The following is a 22,123-nucleotide window of genomic DNA, read 5'->3' as shown; positions in this document are numbered from 1 at the left end:
CTTTTCTTTATGTAATATACTTTGTTGGTAATAAATCTCATTGAGACATTTTATTAAAAATAGAAATAAACAACGCTAAAATAAGATATCAAATTATGCTTAGAATTCTTTCATTTATTATTTTATGTGCCTTTTCAATTAACCTAAGTGTCGCTGCGGTTCCCAAAGAAACTATCAAACGTATCGAGCAAGAAGCGCAAAAAGGCGATATAAAAGCGCAAGTCATGTTAGGAATTGGCTATTACCTTGGTAACGAGCTTAAACAGGACTATGGTAAAGCAAAAAAATGGTTAACGATGGCATCGAATAAGGGCAATTCTGATGCTCAGTTGTTTTTAGGGGACATGTATTTAAATGGTAATGGCGTTGAGGCCAACCTTGAAACAGCCATGGATCTATTCGAAAAATCAGCCAATAAAGGCAATGTTGAAGCCCAAAATTATATGGGCCAGTTTTACTATCAAGGTATTGGTGTAAAACAAAATTATATTACTGCTTTTGAGTGGTTCAAAAAATCTGCTGATAAAAAATTTCCACCCGCACAATACCAAGTCGGTAAAATGCTAGAAAGTGGAGAGGGAATTGAAATCAATGAAAAATCTGCAGCTGAATATCTAGCTCAAGCCTGCAAAGCTGGCTTAAAAGAAGCTTGCGTAAAAAAATAAATCTACCCCAATATTTCCTGCATTTTACCTGATGTTATTCATTATAATGGCATCAGGCTCCCCTCTTTTTTTGATGAAAAATCTTTTTACGGCTACTTGCTCACACCCTTCCACCAATAAATTCATTACTATTAATAATCAATTTCACAATGTATGATATTGTTCTAAACTTATAATATAAAAGAGTAAGGGAGATATTATGTACAATACAATCTTAGTTCCGATCGATGTAACCGAAGATGCTCTCACTAACTTATTAGTTCCTCATGTTAATTCGCTACAAAAATTGAATGATGCAACAGTGCACTTTCTTGCCGTAACCGCACCAATTTCAAACTATTTACGCTATGGTGGCACCATCTTACCAGGAGACTTCCCTGACGACGAAAAACAAGCTGAAATTATCCTTACAGAATTAAAAGAAAAAATTAAACTATTTGATATCCCTGCAGATAAAATAAAGGCGAAAGCAACCGTTGGTTCTGTTAAAGACGAAATTTTGGCAACCGCAGAAGATATCAACGCCGATATTATTCTATTAGGTTCACGCCGCCCGAGTATGTCAACCTATTTGCTGGGTTCTAATGCCGCCTCAGTAGTTCGTTATGCAAAAACTAGTGTATTAGTGGTTAGATAATAAAGACTAAAGTGCTATTTGGAGCTTAAGCAAACACATTTTACAAACAAAAGGTTTAGCCTTAATGATTGTTACAAAAAACAGCAAAGACATACACTTTATAGGGCTATTTATGTGTTCATTTAGGGTAAATTAAAGGCTCATAAACATTTTCGTGATTTTCACGCCCTGCTTTTTTAGCGGGGTTTTTTTATGCTATAAAACTGATGAATGGCTTAATCTAAAGCGTTTAAAAGGAATACCATCAAAATCAACAATGCGTTCTTCAGTAAAACCATAACGTAAAATCGCGGATACTTTCTTGCGTGTTAACGGTAAATGTATTGTAACTGACTCAACCTTCAGTGATGTAAAAGCTTTATTAATAATATTCTTAACAATAGATTTTCCCTTTCCCCAAAACTTAGGATGTAACACTAAAGCTAAATCTGCATCACCCGCTTCATTTTGTAACCCTCCCCAACCGGCAAACTGGTCATCAATCACAATGGCCCATACTCCATAGCCATGTTGCTTCCAATGCTGCTCTTTTCCTGCGACCCACTGCTGGCAGGCCTGCTCATCGAAATGGCTGCTGCCTAGAGGCATATGTTCAAGTACAGATGGATGAGTATTTAATGCGATAAGATCTGCGGTAGCAATTTGATTTAGCTGAAAAAACTGAATAGGCATAGTGACTATTTTGTCCACATAAGATATTAATAAACCCAATATATAATTTGGCTATCTTCCCAAAAAATGATGCCCCGCTCAAGTTTGTAGGGCATCAATATACCGTGATTACTGTTCTAAGGCTGTCGCCATGACTTTTTGAAAATCTTCCCAAGAACAATAGCCGCTTTTATCAATTGGACACCCTTTTAGCTCTAATGTGACATGTTTAGGCGGTGTTTGTAATGATAAATACGTATTATCTCTAAGCTGGTCTGCAGTTTGGTAAACATATTCGACTTTCATAAAATCTTTATTCGCTTGCTTATCTGTCCAGCGTTGGAACACTAATTTACCTCCAATCGGGGTATGTTCATACTGCTCTGGTAATTGATACGGTTTAAAATCCATTGCTGACATGAGTGACGCAATATTCGAGTCATGACCGACTAAGAATATAAATTTTGCTGTTTCTCCTTTATCGACCGAAACAAAGCCTTTATCGATATAATTGAGTATTGGATGTGCGACATTTTTTGCAATGATTTTTGGCGTAAATAACGTTTCTTGGTAAGCATTTTTTAGCGTATTCAGTTTTTTCCATTTTTCAGGGGTATTCACAAGCCCCCAAGCCACTTCATTAGCAGGAAAACCTTCATAATATTGAAGGTCTATCGCATCCACCGCTGAATTCGCAATTTTTAATGGACCACTGACGCCTGGTTCTTTTTCAGCTTCAATAATAAAGCTGTTTTTTTGGTTATTTAAATTACATAATTTGTCTGTTTTACATTTCTGAGAATCTTTAATATTCAGAACACTATCTAATTCGTCATAACCCGCAGTCAGTGATAACCCTTTAAAATATTGTTCCATCTCAGCGAGTGCCTGCTGTTTAAATTCAGGGGAAGCATTGGTAATAATTGGGTTAAAAACAGGGTCCATTTTACCAATTTCAGGCTGATGATGAATACTCACCTTGCATCCTGGAAATGCGCCTGCAGCAAAGAATTGGGCAGTTGCTATCGTTCTTTGGAGACTATTTGTATAAAGGTATACATCCTCATTACTTGTTGGACACAGTTCATCTGCAAGTAATTTGTTTTGGTCTATCCACTCCCTAAAATAATGCCCCATGTAGACTTCAAGTGCGCCGCCTTTAGTAGTGAGATAACCACTTTGTGCATCCCATGCAGGCCATTTTTTATCAGTCACTTCAGTAAGAATACCGGTATTTACGATAGGTGTACGTAAATTATGGCGGCTAAGGACTAAAACTTGATCTAAAACCATATCTGTTTTGCTATCTGTACTCGCTAATACAGGCGCAATAGGTGTTAATAATGCCGTAGATAAACAGAGAGTTAGCAATTTATATTTCATTAATATACCCCTACAATTAAAGCAACAAAGAAAAATACGTTCATCGCTATATAAAGAACTTAGCGAAAAATCACACCGCAACTTATCTAATAATGACGAAGTTGACTTTTTTTTCTGCGATAAATATCTCAAAAACAATCTTAAGGTAAATTAAAAACAAACGATTGACAGAAGAAAACCAGCAGTTAAGATTTTCCAATCAATACACGGAGATAATATAATGATAGTCCAAAGCGCAACACGTGCACACGATGATGATATTATTCGTGTTTGGGAGTCTTCAGTGAGAGCAACTCACCATTTTTTAACTGAAGAAAAAATTGCTGAACTAAAAATTGCTATCAAAGATATTTATTTGCCGTATTTAGCTGTTTTTGTGACATTCAATAGCGCAGGCAATATGACCGGTTTTCTAGGGTGCGATAAACACCGCCTTGAAATGTTGTTTATTTCCCAAGAAAGTAGAGGCCAAGGTACAGGGAAAAAACTGCTTCAATATGCCATTGATACCTTAGGCATTACTGAGTTGGATGTTAACGAACAAAACCCTCAAGCTATCGGGTTCTATCAACATATGGGTTTTACACAATATGCACGTTCTGAATTAGACGGCGAAGGCAATCCATTCCCTATTCTTCATATGCGTCTTAATAAAAATAGTCATGATAATCATTGAGTTAGAAACAACACATTTACGGCTGCGTGGGTGGCAAGAAGAAGATAAACAGTCATTTTACCAAATGAATAGCCATCCCGATGTCATGCATTATTTTCCTTCTGTGCTTAATGAGCAGCAAAATGCACAATTTATGCAAACCATCATAGATAAATTTGCTCAACAAGGAGGATGGGGATTATGGGCTGTTGAATTAAAATCCAATAAACAATTCATTGGGTTTATCGGTTTAAATATTCCTTCAGCAACACTCCCTTTTTCACCTTGTGTTGAATTAAGTTGGCGTTTGTTACCGGAATATTGGCATCAAGGCTACGCCACTGAAGGAGCGAGTCGTGTCATCGAATACGCTTTTGATAAACTAAACCTGCCCGAACTGGTTGCATTTACGGCAGTGGTGAATTCACCATCAGAATCCGTAATGAAAAGACTAGGAATGATAAAACAACTAAATAACTTTTATCACCCAGCACTCCCTGATGGGCATTGGTTACAAGAACATGTGTTGTATCGCATCAAGGCCAGTGACTTTTTAAACAAATCTCATCAATAAGAAACCATTTAGACAAAAATCCCCACAAAAAAAGCCATCACAATGTGATGGCTCAGATTTGCAGCCAAACATATTATGTTTAGCTGCAAATCTAATAGGTTTTGAAAATAAATTAGGAAAATCAATTTATTGATTTTCGGCTGATAACACAAAGTGGGAAAAACCACGCTTTTATCCCGCTTTGTCAACAACCTAAGCCATCACAATGTGATGGCTTAATGTTATTTAACACCTACTGCGTAAATTATTTTTTACTTTCAGCTTCGGCTTTGGCCTCTTTAGCTTCTACGTCACGGTACCAACGAGGGTGATGTTTTCGCGCCCAACGGCGGCTAACTTTCCCTTCGATCATTCCGTTGATTGAACCTTTAACCCAAAATGCCATGTACATATGAATTAAAATGGCATGGATCAAGACAATCGCAGCAACGGCATGAATCAACAACCCCCACCGCACGACCCACATTGGGAATAAATGTGCGAAATAAGGGCGCCAAATGATAATACCAGTTATCAAGAGCACAAAAATCAGGCTCATAATGCTCCAGAACATCATTTTTTGACCGGCGTTGTATTTACCGACATCAGCCACTTCATGTTCATTACCCTTCAATACTTCGACAATATTTTTAATCCAAGGTAAGTCTTGCTTATCTGGAATATTGTGTTTCACAAAGCGAACAAACATAAACATCAGCACAACGAAAATCAACACACCAAAAAAGGGATGTAAAATCCGTCCCATTTGCGGTGTACCAAAGGTTTCCGTCAACCATTTCAATGTTGGGAAAAACAACGCAATCCCCGACAAAGCAACCAAGAAGAAGCTGATGACAACCGTCCAGTGACACGCGCGGTCAATAAACTTTGTCCGCACAATCATTTTGCTTTTCTTACTCATGGTCATCTTTCTCCTCTTCATCACTCACTTCTTTGTTTGGACCAATTCCCACATAGTGGAAAATCAACCCTGCAAAGGTCGCGATAAATCCAACGACAGAAAGTGGTTTCAAGATGCCTTGCCACAGATTGATTGGTGTATCAATTTGTGGGTCTTTAGGCAGGCCATGATACAGTTCAGGTTTGTCAGCATGGTGAAGCACATAAACAACATGCGTACCACCCACACCTTCAGGATCATAAATTCCCGCTTGCGCATACCCCCGATTTTGCAATTTAGTTACGCGCTCTGCACCGTATTCCAACATTTCTTTTTTCGTACCGAAACGGATAGCCCCCGTTGGACAGGTTTTCACACATGCTGGCTCTTGACCAACACTCACCCTATCAACACACAAAGTACACTTGTACACTCGATTGTCTTTCGGGTTTAATCGAGGAATGTTAAATGGGCAACCCGCGATACAATAACCACAACCAATACAGTGCTCTGATTGGAAATCCACAATACCATTTGCGTACTGAATGATTGCTCCAGCTGATGGGCAAGATTTCAAACATCCAGGGTCGGTACAGTGCATACAGCCATCTTTACGGATCAACCATTCTAGCTTACCCATTTCAGTGGTTTCGCTAAAACGCATCACCGTCCACGATTTTGCGCTTAAATCCGTTGGGTTATCATAAACCCCAACGCAATGACCAACTTCGTCACGGATATCATTCCACTCAGAACATGCCACTTGACAAGCTTTACAGCCGATACAAGATGACACATCAATGAGCTTACAGACTTCAAGCTTATCATCACGCGCTTGTGGCGGAGGCGTAATGCTATTGGTCGCGGAACGTTTAATAATGTCTTGAGATTGCATGGACATGTTCCCTCCCTTACGCCTTCTCAATGTTAACTAAGAATGCCTTATACTCAGGAGTCTGAGAGTTAGCATCGCCGACAGACGGCGTTAACGTATTGGTGATAAACCCTTTTTGAGTCGCGCCTTCAAAGCCCCAGTGAATAGGTAGTCCAACTGTTTCAATTGGTTTGCCATCCACCATCAGCGTTTGTAATCGAGGAGTGACAACCGCAACTGCCTTGATAAACCCACGTTTACTGCTGACTTTGACCTTATCGCCTAACGCAATTCCTTTGGCTTTCGCTAATGTTTCGCTGATTTCAACAAATTGCTCTGGCTGAGCAATTGCGTTTAAGCGAGCATGCTTGGTCCATGTGTGGAAATGCTCTGTTAAACGGTATGTTGTACCGACATAAGGGAAATTTTTGTGGTCGCCAAGACGTTTCTTGTCTTCATCAAAAATCCGCGCCGCTGGGTTAGAAACCACATTCGGGTGCAACGGGTTAGTGCCAAGTGGTGTTTCAAATGGCTCATAGTGCTCAGGGAATGGCCCTTCTGCCATCTTATCGATAGCAAATAAACGACCTAAACCTTCTGGTTGCATGATGAATGGCCCAGTTCCTACTTCAGGAGCAGAAGCATTGAAGTCAGGAATATCATTACCGACCCATTTTTTACCATTCCACTCAATAAGCACGCGGTCTTTATTCCACGGTTTACCTTGGGTGTCACAAGAAGCACGGTTATAAATCACACGGCGGTTCAGAGGCCATGCCCATGCCCAACCAAGTGTATTACCGATACCGGATGGATCGCTATTATCACGATTTGCCATCTGGTTGCCTTTCTCAGTCCAGCTACCAGTGTAAATCCAGCAAGAAGATGCCGTTGAACCATCTGCACGCAATAAAGCAAATGAGCTGAGTAGTTCGCCTTTTTTCGCTTGTAAATTGCCATCGGCATCATAAAGATCAACCAGTGCAACACCGTTGTTTTCTTTCGCCACTTCTTCTGATTCCGGATGGAATTGTTGTTTATAATTCCATTTCATTTGCATCAGAGGATCTTGGCCTTGTCCGCCTTCTTTCTCATACAGTTCACGGATTTTATACAGAATACCGGTCAATATTTGGCCATCATTACGCGCTTCACCTGGAGCATCTGCCGCTTGCCAGTGCCATTGTAACCAACGGCCTGAGTTGGCTATCGAACCATCTTCTTCCGCAAAACAAGTGGATGGTAAACGGAACACTTCGGTTTGAATCGAAGCTGTATCAACGTCATTCATCTCACCATGATTTTGCCAGAAATTAGCCGTTTCAGTGACTAACGGGTCGACAACAATCAGGTATTTCAACTTACTAAGGCAGCTAACCACTTTATTTTTATCAGGGAATGACGCTACTGGGTTAAACCCTTGACAGATATAGCCAGTCACTTGGTCTTTGCTCATCATGTCAAAATACTTCATCACATCATAAGCTTGGTCCCATTTAGGTAACCAGTCATAACCCCATTGGTTCTCAGCTTGAGCGGAATCCCCATAGAAAGACTTCATCAAACTCACAAAGAACTTAGGATAGTTGCTCCAGAAATTTACCTGATTTGGCAATGTCGCTTTTGGCGTATTTGCAGTAAGGTAGCTATCAATGTTCTGATGTTTTTCAGAAGGTAGTGTCAAGTAACCCGGTAAACTGGTTGATAGTAACCCTAAATCTGTTAAGCCTTGAATATTCGAGTGCCCACGTAACGCGTTCACACCACCACCAGCAACCCCCATGTTACCTAGCAGTAACTGGATCATGGCCATGGTACGAATATTTTGTGCACCAACAGTATGTTGTGTCCAACCTAACGCATACAGGAAAGTCCCGGCTTTATCTGCCGCGCTTGTTGTGGCTAAAATCTCACAAACTTTCAAGAAATCGGCTTTTGGTGTTCCACAAATTTGCTCAACGATATCAGGCGTATAGCGTGATACGTGTTTGTGAAGTAAATTCCACACGCAACGTGGGTCTTGTAAAGTGTCATCGCGTAATGCGTGACCATTTTCATCAAACTTATAGTTCCAACTGGTTTTGTCATAACTACGCTTATCAGCGTCATAGCCACTAAATAAGCCATCGTTAAAGTCAAAATCGTCTCTAACAATCAATGATGCATTGGTATAGTTCTGAACATATTCAGCATTGATTTTTTGATTTTCAATCAGGTACAGCAAAACGCCCGATAAAAAGGTAATATCGGTACCTGAACGAATTGGGACATAATGGTCAGCAACTGATGCGGTACGCGTAAAACGCGGGTCTATGACAATCAGTGTGGCATCATTATTATTTTTCGCTTCAATTGCCCAACGGAACCCAACAGGGTGTGCTTCCGCAGCATTACCGCCCATAACGACGACAACATCGGCATTTTTGATATCAACCCAGTGGTTGGTCATCGCACCGCGACCAAATGTTGGAGCAAGACTTGCTACCGTTGGTCCGTGTCAGACACGCGCTTGGTTGTCAACCGCTAGCATTCCTAGCGATCTGGCGAATTTTTGTGTCAACATTCCCGTTTCGTTACTGGCAGCTGATGCGCAAAGCATCCCTGTTGATAACCAACGGTTTACTGTTGTTCCTTCAGCATTTTTTTCGATGAAATTCGCATCGCGGTCATCTTTCATTAAGCGTGCAATGCGTGTGAAGGCATCATCCCAACTAATGCGCTCCCATTTATCAGAGCCTGGTGCTCTATATTCAGGATAACGTAAACGATTTTCGCTTTGGATATAATCGAGCAGACCAGCCCCTTTAGGGCATAAAGCACCACGGTTTACCGGGTGGTCTGAGTCACCTTCGACATGGAATATCGCGGATTTAGCATTCATGGCGCCATCGCCCATGCTATATATTAGTAATCCACAACCGACAGAACAGTAGGTACAAGTATTACGCGTCTCTTTAGAGCGAAGTAATTTATATTCACGTACATTAGCTATTGCCATTCCAGGCATAAAACCTAACGCAGCTACAGTTGTACCTGCCATCCCGCCAGCGCAGATTTTAAAAAACTTTCTGCGACTAACGTTCATTGCTACCTCTTTATATTTTTTGTATAAATCGGTGAGAGAATAGCAGCCTAATATGATTAGATATTGCCTAAAATCAATGAAAGTGAAAATAAAAGTTTAATTAATATTAACTGAGTAGTTAAACATCAATTAAAATTACTACCAATAGAGTATTTATTGTTAAATTGATTTAGATCAAATGTTACATTTAAACTATTTTAGTTAAATTCCATTTCAATTAACATTTCGTAAAAGAGAACCCGTCTATTTTTTAGAAAAAATAAATTTTAAATTTAATTTAAATATAGATTTAGTATTTATCTGATGAAATAAACATAAAGGAATAATTTTGTGATCGCCTTAAATGCCACGTCATCTTAAAATAAACAAATATTTTTTTTCAAGGTGACGTGATAACACTATCATCTATTTCCAACCACTAATTATGATCCCTGCTCCAAGGAGCACAACTAGAGCGCCTACCCAATCAGTCAAGGTAAGAGACACACCATCAACCACTTTCAGCCAAACTAATGCGGTGGCAATATATATCCCGCCATAAGTAGCATAAATTCGGCCACTTGCTTCCGGATGCAATGTCAATAACCAGACAAATAACATTAAACTTAACGCCGCAGGGATCAATAACCAAGCCCCACCTTGCTTTTTCATCCAAAGATAAGGAAAGTAACAGCCTGCAATCTCAGCCAACGCAGTGATAAAGAATAAAGCAATAATTTTTATCGACATAAAAACCCATTCAAAATAGTCCCTATAAATTTCACTTTGATATTAGCAAATTTCATCAACACTGTTATGTGGTTTTCACTAATATCAGTGAAATACGTCTTGCAATCGGTAAGACAAAAAATACATTCTGCAGCGCAATCATCCAAGGAAGCATCCACTAACTCAATCAAGGAGAAAACACGTCCCTAGTAAAGGCTAAGGCTTTTATCGTGCTAATTAGCGAAACATGCAATTCACAAGGAAAATTACACTGAAGCACTAAAAATTCTTTTAAGAAAAGCGATAGGTTATGATTCAATATGATTAGCTTTTAAGCTAATAAAACTCCATTCTCTTAAACTTTTAGTTTAAATTTTAAGACCTATTGCTGTTACTATAATAGTCACCTTTTCTATCATCTTATTGGCTAATAAAATTATTATGAGAGCAACATCTGAAGAAGCCCGTGTATTTATAGAAGTGGTTGAACAAAAAAGCTTTAGTAAAGCGGCTGATAAACTTAATTTAGCAAATTCAGCAGTGAGCCGAATCGTCAAAAAATTGGAAGAAAAACTGGGGGTCAATTTACTTAACCGTACCACCAGGCAAATTGACCTAACTGCAGAGGGCGAAATTTATTTTCAACGCATGAAAATTATCTTGCAAGAAATGCAAGCGGCAGAAGATGAATTATATGACACACAAAGCTCTCCAAAAGGCCTATTACGAATTGATGCAGCAACACCGATTGTATTGCATATATTAATTCCTTTTGTTGCTATTTTTCGCAAACAATATCCAGACATTCACTTGTCGTTAGTTTCATCGGAAACCTTTGTTAATTTAATTGAACGGAAAGTTGATGTTGCTATTCGGGCAGGGCATCTCACCGACTCCAGCTTACGTGCTCGCCCATTATTTAAGAGTTATCGCAAGATTATTGCGTCGCCAAATTATCTGGAACAACATGATGAGCCTAAATCTCCTCAAGATCTTTTGCATCATACATGCCTGACCTTTACTGAACCTGCATCATTAAATATGTGGCCAGTTAAAGGCATTGATGGGCAACTAATGGAAGTTACTACAGGGATATCATCAAATAGCGGGGAGACACTAAGACAGCTTTGTTTAGCTGGAAATGGGATTGCATGTTTGTCTGACTTTATGGTGAATAAATATATTCAAAATGGCCAATTTGTCGAAGTATTAAAGGATGAATTGCAGCCTGTTCCTTTACCATTCCATGCCGTATATTACAGTGACCGCGTTGTCAGCCAGCGTATTCGGGTTTTTATTGATAGCTTAACTCAATATCTTGCAGAAATTCAGAGGCCATAACAAATCCTAGCCTCTGAGCATATAGAATGATCAATTAGTCCCAGTTTGGCGCTAAACCTTCTGGGCTAACTAAGCGGTCATTACAATCTAATGCTGCAATCGCCGCTTTATCGTCACTATCTAACTGTAATTGAGTTGCTTGCAAGTTACTTAATAAATTTTCACATTTTGTTGATGATGGAATAACAGAATACCCTTCACCAATCGCCCACGATAAAATAACCTGAGCGGATGTTGCATTGTGTTTCTGTGCAATACTCGCAATAACCTCATCCTTTAATGCTTTACCATACGCTAATGTCATATAAGAGGTAATATGGATATTATGTTGTTTTGCCCACTCTACAACTTTTTTGTTTTGCAGATAAGGTGAAAGCTCTATTTGGTTTGTCCCAATATTTTCAACACCGACTGCCGCGATTGCTTTTTCCATTAATGGAATAGTGAAATTAGAAATACCAATTTCACGTGTTAACCCTTGTTTTTTGGCTTCCAATAATGCTTGCATGAACTCTTCAACAGAAACCGCATCATTTGGAGATGGCCAATGCACTAGTGTTAAGTCCACATAATCCATTTGCAAATCACTTAAACTTTGTTTAAGACTTGGGATAAGTTTATCTTTACTTAAATTCTCAATCCAAATTTTTGTTGTGATATAAAGCTCGCTGCGCTCAACGCCACTTTCTGCAATAGCCTGCCCAACCGCAGCTTCATTCTCATAAATTTGTGCTGTATCAACAGCGCGGTACCCAACATCTAATGCATTTTTTACTGAAGCAATCACGACATCATCTTTTAAACGGAATGTACCCACACCAATTACAGGAATCGTCATTATGTTACCTTTCTTAAATTTTTTACATTAAGCTTCACGGGTAATTATCTGGATAGTCCATGTTCATTCGCTACGAACTAACCCATAATTACTGCGATAATTTGAATATCACAAAGAATACGATGGGATAATGCAGAGAAAAATAGCCGTAATCTCAATAGACTTTTGCTAAAAAATCAATAATCTCTATTATTAAGAGTTTTAACTATAAAAATAGTCTTTATAGTGATATTTGACTAAACCTCGCCTAATCAAATCATAAATATAGACAATAAATCCATAAAAATAACAAATCCCGTTTTATTACTCTACTTTTTATCTTTATTCTAGTTTGTTAGCCTAAATATAACTTAGCAATTAACGAATAAGGCAATACAAATGAAAATTCTTCTTCTCAATGGCGGACAAACATTTGCTCACTCGGCAGGCCAGCTTAATCGTACATTACATGATGTAGCTAAAACCACGCTAAATGAGTTAGGGTACACTATTCAAGAAACCCATATCGAGTCGGGCTACGATATCGATAATGAAGTTAAAAAATTTCTTTGGGCAGATACAATTATTTACCAAATGCCTGGTTGGTGGATGATGATGCCTTGGATGGTAAAAAAATATATGGACGAGGTTTATACCCTCGGTCACGGCCATTTATATACAAGCGATGGTCGTACTCGCCAAGATCCAAGCAAACAATATGGTACTGGAGGCCTACTTCATGGAAGAAAATATATGCTTTCGGTGACTTGGAATGCCCCTCTTGATGCATTTGATGAGTTTGATAATTTTTTTGATGGTCGAGGTGTCGATGGTGTCTATTTTGCCTTTCATAAATCACAACAATTTCTCGGATTGAAAAAATTCCCAACCTTTATGGTAAACGACGTGATCAAAGAACCCAATATTAAAAAATATATCAACGATTACAAAACACATCTCACCGAAATTTTCGGGTAATCAAATTAAAAAGGAATACATTTGTATTCCTTTTTGTTATTTAGCCATTATTAATTAATATTATGCAATTTTGCTTATTAATTTTACATCTAATGAATCAATTTTATCTTCTATCTTCTCAATGAAATCTTTCAAATGTTGTGTTCCATTATGTTTATCTAATGATTTTTGGTCCTTCCAAATCTCAAAGAAAATAAAAATGTTTGGATTAGCATTATCTTGATGTAATTCATACTGAAGACAACCTTCATCCTTATTGCTTGGCTCAACAATTGATTTAGTTGCTGCTTTCACAAAATCAACTTCATTATCTTTTGCAATTACTGTTGCAACAATTCTTATTTCTGACATAAGCTCACCCTGTTATAAATAGATAATTTTAACTCATCTATTTATAGCATAACTCGAAGTTAGAATTTAACTTTTATTATTCTATAAATTAGAAAACACTTTTCTAACTTTAATCATGTTGTTATATTGCAAAAATAGTGTAACTTCAAAATATAATACAATCAATTTTATCGTTTCATTACATCTTATTTTCCCTGACGAGAAAAGGCTGAATTTTAGCCCGTCATGAGATGGGAATTTTCAATTTATACTCATTACCATGTTGTGCAACATATTAACAATTCATTCACATTAATGGATTTACTATACAGATAATGCTAACCAGCGTAGCATGATGAAATCATCATATATGAATGAGGCCACAATGAAAAATCATATTCAATTGGATATTCAAGACAATGAAGCCATTTTATCTTACCTATCGGATAAAATAATTTTACCTATTGGCATTAAGAATTTTAATGGCTTTACGTTTCAGCATTCCCCTATTACAGCTTATGAAGCTGAAATGGCAATTGAACATATCGAAAACGCAATTATTCCGATAAAAAAACAGCTCCCTACAGGGGAAATATTGCTTTTTAGTCATGATAAAAAATTAAATTTACTGATAGAAAGTAGGCATATTAATGGTAACTTTATCACGACATCGCAGATTGAAGATGCTTTTAATGAATTGGTCGATGTGATTAATGGCAGCCCCATTCATTCAACACAATTACCGACAAATAGCGAATTCAGTGCTTTTTTATTAATCATTAGAGAGATTACTCATCATTGGAGTTTGCATGGTATTACATATAATTAACCACAATAGCGAAGGAGGATAAAGACCTCCTTCTTTTTCTATCACCTCTATTAATTTAGTAGCTTTTTCATTAACAATGCTCTTTTTTCTTCTGCAATAAAACTCGCCAGTAATGCATTTACATTACACTCAGTAAAGTCAGCAATACTCCAACCAAATATATCATGCAATAATTGGTACTCTTTATTTAATGTTACATCCGCAACTGTTCGCGCATCTGTATTTATGCTTAATTTAACGCCCTGCTGTTTCAACTTATTAATAGGGTGGTTTTCGATACTATCAAAGACATTGCACACCAAATTGCAACTTGGGCAAACTTCAAGTAATACATTTAACGCTTTGAGCTTTTCAATCGTATTTGAATTTTCAATACTTCTAACCCCATGTCCTATACGAGAAACTTTTAATTTATCTAATGTTTCAATCACACTTTCATAGCCTAAAGCCTCTCCAGCATGTGCGATAACATTGCCGCCATGCTCTCTGACATAGTTAAATGCAATTTCATGATTGTCTAATGAAAAGCGAGCCTCATCGGCAGCTAAATCTAGTGCTACAACACCACGAGATTGATACTCTACAACTAATTTTGCCGTTTCAAGACTTTGAGAGGCAGTAAAATGCCTCAAAGTACACAAAATCAAGCCAGCTTCTATTTCGTACTTTACAACTGCCGAATTCATCGCATCTAATGTTATATCGACAACCTCTCGGCTTGAAAGACCATGTTGAGTATGTAATAAAGGAGCAAACCGAATTTCTGTATAAATTACATTATCCATTTTTAATTGCTCAAACAAATCATCAACCGCTAGCCCAATAGCAGATTTTGTCTGTAATATATTAAGTTGCGGTTCAATGCAACGTAGAAAATCGCCAAGATCTTCGCATCTTTCTGGTGCAATAAAGCCTTGTTTAAACTCATTAAACGTTAGTATTGGAATGGTTTGTTTAACATAAGAAAAACTTAAACATGTATCTAAATGTACGTGTAGTTCAACTTTTGGCATTACGTTAATTGCTGCTTTTATGCTTTTAGTAAATACGCTTGACGGTTTTAAAGGGACTTTCATGTTAATATCCTGCGAGTTATTTTTTAATAAACTAGCAAGGTTATTACCATTTAAAAAAGGACATATGTCCTTTTTTAAATGAAAAAAACGAGTATGATTTAAGTATAATTTCAAGCGAAAAATGGTTATAACAATGAAAGCAATAAACTCTACAATAAAGCGTGCAGAATTTATTACTCATCATCAACTTGATAAAATCATTTCTGACGAAACTCTCAAAAATACAAAACTTATCCACATAAAGGCCAAAGAATATTTAATATTTCAAGATAGCCAAATCAGTCACCTTTACTTCCTTGTTAACGGGAAACTGCAAATTGAACGTTATGAAACTAACGGTTGCAAAGTCATTTTTTCATTTGAAAATACATTTTCTATAATTGGTGATTTAGAACTTTTTCAAAGCAATCTTGAAAATGACCGTATCTATAATACGATCCAAGCAGTTACAGATGCAGACTTACTTGCGCTACCTTTATCTATGATCCGAAAAAAAGAAATTTACTCACCATTATTTTTGCAATTTATCTGTCAGCACCTTAGTAAAAAGCTTTATAACACATCACAGTTACACTCCAGTGCATCATATTCAGTTGAATATAAATTAAGACGCTATCTTACTTTTGCTGAAAAGCAGAATGGAGAAAGTTTTCAATTAGAAAAGCGTGACTCTTTAGCCGCAATGCTAGGCGTCTCCGTTAGGCAATTAAATCGAACACTATCTAAACTTGTCAGTGATAAATTGATTGAAAAAAAAGGCAATAAAATTAAGATATTAAATACTAGTCAGCTCTTAATTTCATGTCAGAAATAGAAAAGGCGGCCACTTCATTTACAATGGCCGCTTTTTATAAAATAAGAACACCATTACTTTTTGGTTGCTAAAATAACCGAAGAGGCTTTAACTATGGCAGTTACTTTACTGTTCACTGCTAACCCCATTTCAATTGTACTGTTATTCGTTACTACTGCTGATAATAATGTTCCTGCATCCGTTTTTACATTAACGACTGAGTTTACACTACCTTTTTCAATAGACTCTACTTTGCCATCGAATTGGTTACGTGCTGAAAATTGGTACTCTTGTGCATCAGAAACAAGAACAACCCAAGGTGCTTTAATCACCGCAACTGCTTGTTTGCCTTTTTCTAACCCTAACTGTTTAGTGCTGTTTTTAGTGATGATTGCAGCAATGCTTTCTCCATTACCTAAATTTAAAATAATTTCATCATTTACTGAGCCGATAACAACCGACTCAACAACACCTGTAAGTTGATTTCTTGCAGAAATAGCCATTAAACATCTCCTATATTTAATAAAAATCGACTTCAGTAATGCTATTTTTTAGTAATTTAATATTATTACCATTCGAATTAAGATTTAAAGTAAAGTTGCATTTATAGGCAATATTTTTAGTATTATAATCGCACTTAGAATTGACTAATAATATCGTTTGTCCCAATGCACGGATATCCATTGTATGATCAAACGGCTTACTCATATCTTTCCCATAAGTGACTATAGTCTCTGAAATGAGTGCATTATCTTTAAAATATTTTATCGTTGTTGGAAGTTTAAATTCATTATAATCATTTTTGCTATATTGTTTTTTCGTGTCAGCAAGCAATGAGCCAGCAATAATGCCATCTTTGTTATATTGGTAGATTAATTCACCATTTGAATCTTTTTTAGATATTATTTGACAGTTATCACCTATCACCATTTCGACAGGACCACTAACATCCCTACCAATCAATTTATTTTTAACTCGTTTTACAAAAAGATAGTTATGAGTACCGTTTAAATACTCATCTTTCTTTTGATCAAAAGTAAAACTTTCCACACAACCATCATGGCCAATTTTTAACATTGATTCATAATTAATTGATTTATCTTCATTATAAACAACTGATTTTATTTGCTTAACAGCACCTCTAACAGGATTGAAATCATAAAGTTGAGCCAGATTAAACACGACTGGGTTATATTGCTGTTCTTGAAACGCTAATGATATAAAAGAAATAGGGAATAAACTTAAAAAAACGATTCCCAATGGGTATTTTTTACTCATTTCTATCGTCCACCTCTAACAGCTACGGCTTGCTTTGACTTAAAAATAGCCTTTTTTATACATATTATCAGTTTTTCGATAAAAGTCAGGTTATGAACCCATAATATGAGTATAAAAATGAGTCTTAAATTAAATCCAAAGCCATTTTCGGCTAAAGACAAATATAAATATAAATATAAATATAAATATAAATATAAATATAAATATAAATATAAATATAAATATAAATATAAATATAAATATAAATATAAATATAAATATGAAAAAATAATAGAGAATAGCAATGGCTGTAACTCCTTTTTTATAAAATAATAACAAAGGAGTTACTTAAATTGATTATGGCATAATTGGAGCTGGTGTTGGCTCGCGCTCATCGTTAAAAACACGACCAAAACGTGGGTTTCCTTGGTTCCATTCCTCAACTGCGGCATGAATATCGGCTTTAGTTAGACCAATAAAATTCCACCACATTAGTACTGACTCATTTAAAGGCTCACCACCAAGTAATAAAATGTGGCTATCTGAAGCTAGCTCTATAGAAATTTCTGTTATATTTTTGCCTAAATAAACTAATTCATTACTCTTAATTTGCTGTCCTTCAATAATGGCACTTCCACTTACGGCAAAAATACCGTATTCAAATTCAGATCGTAAAGTTAAAACTTGTCGAGCGGTTTTCTTCGCAATAATATCAAGCCCGATCAACGGTGAAAATGTCAATGTTGGTGCTTTATAAGTGCCATATTCCCCAACTAATAAATTAAAATGAATTTCGCCTTCAGCCCAACGAGGTAACGTAGGATAATGGTCGAAGCGTGGGGAAATATCTTTAACTGCTTCAGGTAAAGCAATCCATAATTGCACAGCATGTAACTGCCGGCTCTCTCCATAGGTATCTTCAGAGTGACTGATCCCATGACCTGCTGTCATTAAATTAACCTGTCCTGGCCGAATAACCTGCTCATAACCAAGGCTATCTCGATGCAATACTTCACCTTCAATCATCCAAGTGAATGTTTGTAAAGCAGTATGAGGGTGAGGTGATACCTTCATTCCCTCTGAGTCGCCTTTAAAAACCGTCGGGCCCGCGTGGTCAAGAAAACACCAAGCTCCTATTAGCCTACGCTCCCTTGTTGGCAAAACTCGTGCAACAGAAAGCCCACCAACATCCTTCGAACGTGCGGTAATCAACTGTAAATCAGGTATTTTATCATTAAATTGAATACTCATACTTACCTCATCAGTAATTAGCAAATGTTATTGGCGGATATCACTGTATTCAGGTGTTCTATCGAATATTGCTTTTGCAAAAGGGCATAATGGAATAATTTTTCGTCCTTCATTTCTCATTCGCTCAACAACCTTAGCAACTAATAACTTTGCAATGCCCTGTCCTTTTAAGCTTTCATCAACCACGGTGTGGTCAATAATTACCAGTTCATCGCCAGTATAAACAAAGGTTATCTCGGCAAGACGAGTTTGCTTGTCATCGGATAAAATAAAAAAGCTATTGTGGTCAGATTGGATATTCATCATAAATAACACCCTCTAAGTTAAATCAATTTAACTTAGAGTATGTGACGTATACTAAAAAGACAATATTCTACAATTGTCGATGTGATCCAAATATTTTGAAGTTAGCAAGATAGCAACACGAGAAAAGATGCCGAGACAGCGCTTAACTAGAGATTAAATTTAGTTTAACGCTGTTTTTCAATTGGTTAATTAATGCGACATACATTAATTGTCAGAAAAATTGCTTATCACTGTATAGGTTAATGAATTTTCTGAGCTATCAATAACTTTTAATTTTACATTTCGATAAGAAATAATGTCGCTGTTTTTAAGATTATACTGAATCGTATCGCCAAATCCTTGGTTCTCAATATTCGAACCTATTTTCTGATAACTAATATCGACAACCTGGTCATTTATCCCATTGAAAATTAAGGCTTGTTCAAATGAATTACCATCAGAATTATTTAATTTTACCTGTTCGATTTGTGCTTTATCGCTACAAACAGCAACATTGACATCCGTTACGATACAAATTTCATTAGGACTAGACCCTTTTTTAATTAAAAGTGAATTCCAAGGTTGCCCTAAAACCTCAACAACGACCGAACCAGAGTCAATTATTTGGTCTGGCATATAAAAATCGCCTTTATCACTTGAGCCCACCTTTTTGAATACACCCGGAATAATTTTGTATGCCAAATCTATCTGCACAGGGTTTAATACTTTAATTCCGTCTATTTCACTAATATTGCCTTCTCTTACTAAGGGTTGCCCTACTGTAATATGGTTGACCTGACCTATTTTAGGCTCACTGATTTTTTGTGAGTCAGGAACATAATTATACTCAGTCACCGCACATCCTGATAAAGAAGCAATACAAAAAATTGGAACTAATAATTTATTCATCTTGATAAAATCCATGGCATTAAGATATTAAATATTATATTTATAAAACAATTTCAACAAGTTACTATCTTTCTATCCACTGAAATTTTTTGATGAAACTAACCTTGATGATTTACTTATAACCCATGGTATTAATCATTATTTAGTTATGTGGGATGGTAACTCAAAACTGCATGCTATTTACTCTCATGTCTGATTAAGCCAAAAAATACAAATAAAAACGCCATTAGATCAACAAAAAACACCTTATATTATTAACATTTCGTTAACGTATATTCTGCCTAGCAACCATCATATAAGCATTAGTACAACTGGCTTTATTATCATGATTTTTTTCATCTGGTGATCCCTTTAGTTGATAAAGCCAATTATACATAACCGCCTCAGCTTATGCTTTGGCGGTTTTTTCGTACTTATATTTTTTGATTAAATTTATTGTTATTTGCGTAAGGCATTTTATTATCTAGTAATTTAAAGCTAAAGCTCTCTCTATCTATATATCCAACAACATTGTTTGAGTCATATAGCTGAATGAAGAAATCAGCTAGTTCCTCGCTAGAATGATATGTACCAAAAACTTTATCGTAATCATAATATTCTACTCCGTTAGCAATTCGACCAAAATCTGTTTTGGTCGCTGCTGGAGCCAGTAATTTTACTTTAATCTTAGCATCCAAGTTCAATAATTCATGAGCTAATCCCTCAGTAAAAGAGCTAACAAAGAATTTCGAAGCACAATAGGTAACGGCTGTAGGTACGATAGTATATCCTCCTGCAGAACTTACATTGATCAACTGTGAATCATCAATATTCTGATTATCACGCACGAACATTAACGATAGAACTGCGAGTGTATTGATATTCAAATTTAATAAAGTTTGTGCATCTTTTATTGACTGAGAGAATGCTTCCCCATAATATCCAACACCGGCGTTATTTACCCATACCCGAATATCAAAAGCTTTCAGTTCCTCATAAAGTGAAATAGCATCATCTGTAATAGATAAATCACATGATTTTGTTACGACCTCAATGTATTGATTAATTTTACGCAATTCGATTTTTAATTCATTCAACAAGGAATCTCGCCTTGCTACAGCAATAATATTAAATCCGCGCTCAGCTAATTTTATTGAAATTGCACGACCAATACCTGAACTCGCACCTGTAATAACCGCATAATGTTTATTTCTCATGACATACCCTCTTTGACAAAAGTTTCAAAAGGGTAAAGGATAGAGTTAACTCTAGGTCAAGAAACTTCTAGGTAATACATGAATTATTCAATCAGTCAGTTTGCACAACTAACCGGATTCACCATATACACCCTTAGATACTATGAAAAAGAAGGAATATTGAAATCATCCAGACAAGCAAACAATCATAGGTACTATTCTGAAGATGATATTGAATGGGTTAAGTTTATCACTCGTTTAAAAGAAACCGGCATGCCTTTAAAAAAGATTAAAGAATACGCGGCACTAAGAAATATAGGAACATCAACTTCATTTGAGAGAATGAATTTGCTTACTGAACACTACGCTAATCTTGAAAAGCAAATTTTATCTCTAAATGAACACTTAAGTAACTTAAAGCTTAAAATTCAGCATTATCAAGAACAATTAAAAATGAATACCAATTAACTTACACGGCTAATTCACAAGCACCATATCTTATGGTGAATTATGGTGCTTAATAAATTCCCCTGCTATTTTTTAGCCCATTCCACCAGCTTTTGTTCTTTGGGTTGTTGGTTTGGGTCAATTCCCTCCACCAGTAATCTCTTTGCATCATCACGCTTTCTTCTGGCATCAGCTAGTATAATGATTAGCTTCATTTGGGGGCACTCAAATTATGGAGTATAAATGTACCACCTAAAGGGGGTAGTTTTCAATAGACGTTAGTAGACGTTGGAATAATGGGATTTAGTTGGAATGCTTGATTTACTTGGGATTGAAAGACTTTGGAAGACGTTACTAGAAGTGAAGATGGCGGAGGAGGAGAGATTCGAACTCTCGGATGGTTTCCCATCGGCGGTTTTCAAGACCGCTGCCTTCAGCCGCTCGGCCACCCCTCCGCAATGACGTGCACTATAAACATCCTCTCATTGGATGTAAACCCCTAATTTGATCATTCGCTTTAAAA

At 36.6% G+C, this 22,123-nt stretch carries 24 protein-coding genes and 1 tRNA gene; 9 read left to right on the top strand and 16 right to left on the bottom strand.

Annotated elements, in window-relative coordinates; all coding sequences use genetic code 11:
• Window positions 1–95 precede the first annotated feature (95 nt).
• Complete coding sequence (locus tag PSE72_RS05945) at window positions 96–665, top strand: tetratricopeptide repeat protein (protein ID WP_004255883.1); 570 nt, start codon at window positions 96–98, stop codon at window positions 663–665.
• Between the two features lie 199 nt (window positions 666–864).
• Window positions 865–1,302 carry a universal stress protein gene (locus PSE72_RS05940; RefSeq protein WP_004909739.1) on the top strand — a complete coding sequence of 146 codons (438 nt, stop codon included), beginning with the start codon at window positions 865–867 and terminating at the stop codon, window positions 1,300–1,302.
• A 195-nt stretch (window positions 1,303–1,497) separates the two neighbouring features.
• Here the strand turns inward: PSE72_RS05940 and PSE72_RS05935 are convergent, their stop codons facing one another.
• Window positions 1,498–1,974, bottom strand: a complete 477-nt coding sequence (locus PSE72_RS05935; protein WP_198641292.1) for a GNAT family N-acetyltransferase — start codon at window positions 1,972–1,974, stop codon at window positions 1,498–1,500.
• Window positions 1,975–2,082: 108 nt separating this feature from the next.
• Window positions 2,083–3,336: a bifunctional glucose-1-phosphatase/inositol phosphatase gene (gene agp / locus PSE72_RS05930; RefSeq protein WP_109911081.1), complete on the bottom strand. Its 1,254-nt coding sequence runs from the start codon at window positions 3,334–3,336 to the stop codon at window positions 2,083–2,085.
• Window positions 3,337–3,556: 220 nt separating this feature from the next.
• Between agp and PSE72_RS05925 the strand changes: the two genes are divergently transcribed.
• Together PSE72_RS05925 and PSE72_RS05920 are read left to right on the top strand one after the other, a co-directional pair.
• Window positions 3,557–4,012, top strand: a complete 456-nt coding sequence (locus PSE72_RS05925; RefSeq protein WP_115167549.1) for a GNAT family N-acetyltransferase — start codon at window positions 3,557–3,559, stop codon at window positions 4,010–4,012.
• A complete protein-coding gene (locus PSE72_RS05920; RefSeq protein WP_115167550.1) occupies window positions 3,999–4,565 on the top strand; it encodes a GNAT family N-acetyltransferase in 567 nt (188 codons plus the stop codon). The genes PSE72_RS05925 and PSE72_RS05920 overlap by 14 nt, the downstream gene beginning before the upstream one ends.
• A gap of 244 nt (window positions 4,566–4,809) precedes the next feature.
• Here PSE72_RS05920 and fdnI read toward each other — a convergent pair whose 3' ends face one another.
• The 4 genes from fdnI to PSE72_RS05900 form a co-directional block, all read right to left on the bottom strand.
• Window positions 4,810–5,466, bottom strand: a complete 657-nt coding sequence (fdnI, locus tag PSE72_RS05915; protein WP_004909726.1) for a formate dehydrogenase-N subunit gamma — start codon at window positions 5,464–5,466, stop codon at window positions 4,810–4,812.
• On the bottom strand, window positions 5,459–6,346 hold the full coding sequence (gene fdxH, locus PSE72_RS05910) for a formate dehydrogenase subunit beta (protein WP_004909723.1): 888 nt from the start codon (window positions 6,344–6,346) through the stop codon (window positions 5,459–5,461). Before fdxH ends, fdnI begins: the two co-directional genes overlap by 8 nt.
• Before the next feature lie 10 nt (window positions 6,347–6,356).
• Window positions 6,357–9,404 (bottom strand): formate dehydrogenase-N subunit alpha, encoded by a 3,048-nt coding sequence (gene fdnG, locus PSE72_RS05905; RefSeq protein WP_198641294.1) that lies wholly within the window; start codon window positions 9,402–9,404, stop codon window positions 6,357–6,359.
• 405 nt (window positions 9,405–9,809) lie between these two features.
• The gene (locus tag PSE72_RS05900) at window positions 9,810–10,133 is read right to left on the bottom strand and encodes a YnfA family protein (protein ID WP_115167552.1); all 324 of its coding nucleotides are present in this window, start codon (window positions 10,131–10,133) and stop codon (window positions 9,810–9,812) included.
• Window positions 10,134–10,553: 420 nt separating this feature from the next.
• On the opposite strand from PSE72_RS05900, the gene yafC reads away from it, so the two are divergent.
• Window positions 10,554–11,453, top strand: coding sequence for a DNA-binding transcriptional regulator YafC (gene yafC / locus PSE72_RS05895; RefSeq protein ID WP_115167553.1), 900 nt, complete (start codon window positions 10,554–10,556; stop codon window positions 11,451–11,453).
• A 34-nt stretch (window positions 11,454–11,487) separates the two neighbouring features.
• Here the strand turns inward: yafC and dkgB are convergent, their stop codons facing one another.
• Complete coding sequence (gene dkgB / locus PSE72_RS05890) at window positions 11,488–12,291, bottom strand: 2,5-didehydrogluconate reductase DkgB (protein ID WP_272690923.1); 804 nt, start codon at window positions 12,289–12,291, stop codon at window positions 11,488–11,490.
• Window positions 12,292–12,669: 378 nt separating this feature from the next.
• On the opposite strand from dkgB, the gene PSE72_RS05885 reads away from it, so the two are divergent.
• Window positions 12,670–13,248 (top strand): NAD(P)H-dependent oxidoreductase, encoded by a 579-nt coding sequence (locus tag PSE72_RS05885; RefSeq protein ID WP_115167555.1) that lies wholly within the window; start codon window positions 12,670–12,672, stop codon window positions 13,246–13,248.
• 60 nt (window positions 13,249–13,308) lie between these two features.
• Here the strand turns inward: PSE72_RS05885 and PSE72_RS05880 are convergent, their stop codons facing one another.
• Complete coding sequence (locus PSE72_RS05880; RefSeq protein WP_004909705.1) at window positions 13,309–13,599, bottom strand: putative quinol monooxygenase; 291 nt, start codon at window positions 13,597–13,599, stop codon at window positions 13,309–13,311.
• A 364-nt stretch (window positions 13,600–13,963) separates the two neighbouring features.
• On the opposite strand from PSE72_RS05880, the gene PSE72_RS05875 reads away from it, so the two are divergent.
• The gene (locus PSE72_RS05875; RefSeq protein WP_115167556.1) at window positions 13,964–14,407 is read left to right on the top strand and encodes a hypothetical protein; all 444 of its coding nucleotides are present in this window, start codon (window positions 13,964–13,966) and stop codon (window positions 14,405–14,407) included.
• Window positions 14,408–14,457: 50 nt separating this feature from the next.
• Here PSE72_RS05875 and add read toward each other — a convergent pair whose 3' ends face one another.
• The gene (gene add / locus PSE72_RS05870; protein ID WP_004909700.1) at window positions 14,458–15,483 is read right to left on the bottom strand and encodes an adenosine deaminase; all 1,026 of its coding nucleotides are present in this window, start codon (window positions 15,481–15,483) and stop codon (window positions 14,458–14,460) included.
• A 133-nt stretch (window positions 15,484–15,616) separates the two neighbouring features.
• Between add and PSE72_RS05865 the strand changes: the two genes are divergently transcribed.
• The gene (locus PSE72_RS05865) at window positions 15,617–16,297 is read left to right on the top strand and encodes a Crp/Fnr family transcriptional regulator (protein WP_217007753.1); all 681 of its coding nucleotides are present in this window, start codon (window positions 15,617–15,619) and stop codon (window positions 16,295–16,297) included.
• A 53-nt stretch (window positions 16,298–16,350) separates the two neighbouring features.
• Here the strand turns inward: PSE72_RS05865 and PSE72_RS05860 are convergent, their stop codons facing one another.
• The 6 genes from PSE72_RS05860 to PSE72_RS05835 form a co-directional block, all read right to left on the bottom strand.
• On the bottom strand, window positions 16,351–16,779 hold the full coding sequence (locus PSE72_RS05860; RefSeq protein WP_004909693.1) for a TOBE domain-containing protein: 429 nt from the start codon (window positions 16,777–16,779) through the stop codon (window positions 16,351–16,353).
• Window positions 16,780–16,795: 16 nt separating this feature from the next.
• Complete coding sequence (locus tag PSE72_RS05855) at window positions 16,796–17,554, bottom strand: YnfC family lipoprotein (RefSeq protein WP_198641297.1); 759 nt, start codon at window positions 17,552–17,554, stop codon at window positions 16,796–16,798.
• A 336-nt stretch (window positions 17,555–17,890) separates the two neighbouring features.
• Entirely contained in the window at window positions 17,891–18,784 is an 894-nt protein-coding gene (locus PSE72_RS05850) for a pirin family protein (protein WP_272690922.1), read from the bottom strand.
• Window positions 18,785–18,811: 27 nt separating this feature from the next.
• A complete protein-coding gene (locus PSE72_RS05845; protein ID WP_164529360.1) occupies window positions 18,812–19,087 on the bottom strand; it encodes a GNAT family N-acetyltransferase in 276 nt (91 codons plus the stop codon).
• Window positions 19,088–19,294: 207 nt separating this feature from the next.
• Entirely contained in the window at window positions 19,295–19,978 is a 684-nt protein-coding gene (locus tag PSE72_RS05840) for a hypothetical protein (RefSeq protein WP_004909682.1), read from the bottom strand.
• A 413-nt stretch (window positions 19,979–20,391) separates the two neighbouring features.
• Complete coding sequence (locus PSE72_RS05835) at window positions 20,392–21,174, bottom strand: SDR family NAD(P)-dependent oxidoreductase (protein ID WP_198641299.1); 783 nt, start codon at window positions 21,172–21,174, stop codon at window positions 20,392–20,394.
• A 78-nt stretch (window positions 21,175–21,252) separates the two neighbouring features.
• Here PSE72_RS05835 and PSE72_RS05830 point away from each other — a divergent pair, with 78 nt between their 5' ends.
• Window positions 21,253–21,621, top strand: coding sequence for a MerR family transcriptional regulator (locus PSE72_RS05830; RefSeq protein WP_004909678.1), 369 nt, complete (start codon window positions 21,253–21,255; stop codon window positions 21,619–21,621).
• Between the two features lie 346 nt (window positions 21,622–21,967).
• Here PSE72_RS05830 and PSE72_RS05825 read toward each other — a convergent pair.
• A tRNA-Ser gene (locus tag PSE72_RS05825) sits at window positions 21,968–22,055 on the bottom strand.
• Window positions 22,056–22,123 lie beyond the last annotated feature (68 nt).

This window comes from Providencia sp. PROV116 (assembly GCF_028482485.1).
In the GTDB taxonomy this organism is placed as follows: domain Bacteria; phylum Pseudomonadota; class Gammaproteobacteria; order Enterobacterales; family Enterobacteriaceae; genus Providencia; species Providencia rettgeri.
The sequence above is the reverse complement of the archived record's forward strand: the minus strand, read 5'-3'. Positions and strand labels throughout refer to the sequence as shown.